Genomic DNA, 2,602 nt, shown 5'->3' with positions numbered 1-2,602 from the left:
AAATCAAATTAAAGGTTTGTATGCTTATGATCTAGAGCGTGCAAATCATTATCAATTTTATGGCCGTCGGTGGCAGTGGGTTGACCCACTAAAAGACGAACAAGCAATTTCAGAAAGCTATAAAAACTTCACTGTTAACCCTATGGAAGTTCTTCAAGACAAAGGTCTTGATCCACAAGAACTCGCTGAGGGTTGGCAAAACTTCTTAGAGCTAATGGGCGACAACATTCAATTAGCTCAATCTATCGGCCTGATCAAAGGCTCATCGGTTAAGGCCAACGAACCCCCTCCAAAAGAAGACGAGGAATAATATGAAAGTTAATCAAATTACCCGTGACATGTTGGTCGGCGGTAAGTGTCCTATTGCCTATCGTTTTGCAGAAGTTGAGCAAGACAGCATCAATGTTGAAGAGCGCACAGTCACAATTTCATTTTCAAGTGAGTACGAAGTTGAACGCTGGGGCTGGTTTGAAACATTGGGTCATGAGGTAGATGAAGTTGATTTATCACGAATAGAACAAAATGGCCCATTTTTATGTGATCACAATTGGCAAGACCAACGAGGCGTAATCACTAAGGCTTGGGTAGAAAATGGCCGAGGCTACGCCGAAATAAAACTATCGCGAAATCCTTTAGGTGAACAATTACTGATAGATATGCAAGACAGCATACGCACCAATATCAGTGTTGGTTACCGCATTTTAGAAGCCACGCTAACCAAGCGAGAAGGTGATAACGAGCATTATCGGATCACCAAGTGGCAACCTATGGAAATATCTTCCGTTTCTGTACCAGCCGACCCCACTGTCGGGGTGGGTCGTTCAGATGAAAATAGCAATAATGTCAATATCAGAGAGGCAATCAAAATGGATGAGAACGAAATCCTAGATGACATCACCCCGGCAGAAGATGAAACTCGTCAAACTCCGGCTCCTAATCAACAAACACAACAGCGCTCACAGCAACAAGCACCATTTAGTGCCCCAGTAAATGATGCTCAGCGTATTGCGCAGACCGGTTCTCAATATGGTGCTGAAACACTTGCGAACGAATGTATCCGTGATGGTAAATCGTTTGAAGAGTTTAATTCGGCCTTATTACGTGAGCTACAAAACAAGCGTAATGCACCGGATGCACAGTCAACAGTGTTTGACTTGGGTGTTGAGCAAAAGGACCTGCAGCGTTATAGCGTTCTTAAGTTATTCCGTGCGGTTGCAACTGGGAACTTTAAGCAAGCAGGCCTAGAGCGTGAACTATCAAATGCCATTGCTGAGCGCACAGGTAAAGACCCTGATGGTTGTTATGTAAGCCCGGAAGCATTGGGCTTTGGTATTCGTCAGCAGTTAGAGCGTCAGATGTTTATGCGCCAACAGGCTGCTGGAACCGCTGGTAAGGGTGCCGAGTTAATTGCTACTGAGCTACACAGTGAACTGTTTATTGAAGCTTTACGGGCAAAAGCAATGCTGGGTGGTTTAGGTGCTCGATATATGAGTGGTTTAGTAGGTAACTTAGATATTCCTAAGCATGCTGGCTCAGCAACATTTTATTGGGTGGGTGAAGATGGTGAAGCTACTGATTCAGATCTTAGCTTTACAACGGTTCAAATGTCACCGCATACAGTTGCTACTGCAGTGCCAATGACCCGCCGTATGATGATCCAATCTACCCCTGATATCGAAGCGTTGGTTCGTAACGATATTATGGAAGGTTTAGCGCTTGCATTAGATAGCGCTGGTATTAAAGGTACCGGTGCTGCGAATCAGCCAACAGGTATTATCAACACTGCAGGCATTGGCGCAGTTGATTTAACCGGTGGCGTTAACTGGGCAAAAATTGTTGAGTTTGAAACTGATGTAGCAGAAGCAAATGCAGATTCAGAAAGCATGGCTTACTTAATGCGCCCAAGTATGCGTGGCACTTTAAAAACCACAGAAAAGGCAGCAGGCACGGCTAAGTTCTTGTGGGGTGATGATAACCGTGTAAATGGTTATCAAGGTGTCGTTGGTACTCAAATGGATGCAGGTTCAATCTTATTTGGTGACTTCTCACAGCTTATGTTTGGTATGTGGGGAGCGCTTGATGTGGTACCTGATCGCGCCACTAAAGTTAAATCTGGTGGTTTAGTTATGCGTCTTTTCCAAGACGTTGATGTTGCGGTTCGTCACGCCCAAGCATTCAGCTACGGCTCTTAATCTCCCTTTAATAAGGCGCCAGTTGGCGCCTTATTTCTTTTTTAAAAAGGTATAAATCATGGCAAAGCAAACAGTTAAAAAAGTTAATTTCCGCGTTGACCGCGGTATTCGTATCAATGGTGAAAGTATTTATCCTGGCAAAGATAAAAAGAAACCAACGATTATCTCGATTCGTGAAACTCTGGCCAAGGAACTTGTGAATGCAAGTAAAGGCGAAATTGTAAATGATAAAGTCACCACTCAGGTGAAAGAGCCTTCATCAGAAGATGCAGATCTTGATGCTGCATTTGGTCCAGAGAGTGAAGAGTAAATGAACTTTCCCGATGACCTTAATGCAGATCTGACCAATGTATTTTTTGCTGATTTTACTGATGTTAGTGTAATTGATGGCATTGAGGTTATCGGGTTTT

At 43.7% G+C, this 2,602-nt stretch carries 3 protein-coding genes; all 3 read left to right on the top strand.

Translation table 11 applies throughout. The features are described from left to right. The coding region (locus C2M25_RS20770; RefSeq protein WP_199775204.1) for a hypothetical protein at positions 1 to 310 on the top strand (310 nt) is incomplete at its 5' end. Position 311: 1 nt separating this feature from the next. Continuing rightward, on the top strand, positions 312 to 2,192 hold the full coding sequence (locus C2M25_RS20765) for a phage major capsid protein (RefSeq protein WP_105182019.1): 1,881 nt from the start codon (positions 312 to 314) through the stop codon (positions 2,190 to 2,192). A gap of 58 nt (positions 2,193 to 2,250) precedes the next feature. Continuing rightward, on the top strand, positions 2,251 to 2,502 hold the full coding sequence (locus C2M25_RS20760) for a hypothetical protein (RefSeq protein ID WP_105182018.1): 252 nt from the start codon (positions 2,251 to 2,253) through the stop codon (positions 2,500 to 2,502). The last annotated feature ends 100 nt before the right edge of the window (positions 2,503 to 2,602 follow it).

Source organism: Pseudoalteromonas sp. T1lg21, from assembly GCF_002964625.1.
In the GTDB taxonomy this organism is placed as follows: domain Bacteria; phylum Pseudomonadota; class Gammaproteobacteria; order Enterobacterales; family Alteromonadaceae; genus Pseudoalteromonas; species Pseudoalteromonas gelatinilytica.
Note: the sequence above shows the minus strand (reverse complement) of the source record. Positions and strands in the feature narration are given on the sequence as shown.